This window comes from Rhodococcus sp. BS-15, assembly GCF_000813105.1.
Lineage (GTDB): Bacteria > Actinomycetota > Actinomycetes > Mycobacteriales > Mycobacteriaceae > Rhodococcoides.
Window position 1 is genome coordinate 1 of record NZ_BAOX01000566.1, and the last position, 1,067, is coordinate 1,067.

A 1,067-nucleotide genomic window follows, 5' to 3' on the forward strand; every position below is an offset into this window, starting at 1 on the left:
CGGCAGGAGTGGAGCCCGCGGAATGACAGAGACAGGGCTCGGCATACGCATCGGTTCGGTGACGGCGGTGGCTGCACTGGACACCGATCCCGTCACCTCGGTGGTCAAGCGTTCGGCACTCGACCTCCGTCCGGGCGAAGCCCCGCGTCTGGCAGAGCTGTGGGACCGTTCGACGCGGAATCTGATCAGCGGATTCGCCGACCGCGTCGGCGACCCGGTGGAACTGATCGACGACGACGGCCGCAGTCACCGCGCGGAGGATCTCTACGCCACCGCTACCCGCGCACTCGTCGCCGAGGTCTCTGCCGGAACCGACGCCGCTCCGACAGTCGTCGTCACCCATCCCACCCGCTGGACCGCCTACACCGCCGAGGTTCTCGGTGAAGCATTGGACCGCGCCGGGCTCACCGACGTCACGCTGGTCCCGGAGTCCGTCGCCACGATGCGGTGGCTCGAAGTCACCCGCGGACCACAGTCCGACGGCCTGGCCGTGGTCTACGACCTCGGTGCGACTGCACTCGACGTCACGCTGATGCGCACCGGCTCCGAGGCGGGCCCAGTCGGCACCGGAGTTCACTCGCAGGAGTTCGGCGGAGCGCAGTTCGATCACGCGATCATGCAGCACGTCCTCGATACCGTCTCGGGAAGCCAGTCCTTCGAGTTCGATCCCTTCGATCCCGATACCGTCGGCGCACTGGTGGAACTGCGGGCCCGCTGCGGCGAGGCGAAGGAACAGCTCTCCTACGACACGTCGACGTCACTGACGGTCGACCTGCCTGGCCTGCACACCGAGGTTCGCCTGGTGCGCTCCGAGCTCGAAGAACTGGTGCGCGCATCACTGCTGGGGTCGATCGGAGTGGTACGCGACGCCGTCACGGCCGCGGGCCTCGACGTCACCGACATCGATCAGGTGGTCCTCGTCGGTGGCAGTTCGGCCATCCCGCTGGTCGCCGAGCTCATGTCGTCCGAACTGCGCGCTCCCGTGGTGGCCGGACCGCGGCCCGAACTGACCGTCGCCGTCGGTGCCGCAATTCTCGCAGCGATATCGCCGACGCGACCGCCGCCGA

General features: G+C 68.3%; 1 protein-coding gene. It reads left to right on the top strand.

What is annotated here, in order from left to right; translation table 11 throughout:
- Nucleotides 1-22 precede the first annotated feature (22 nt).
- A partial coding sequence (locus RHBS_RS27975; protein WP_145977666.1) for an Hsp70 family protein occupies nt 23-1,067 on the top strand: 1,045 nt, incomplete at its 3' end.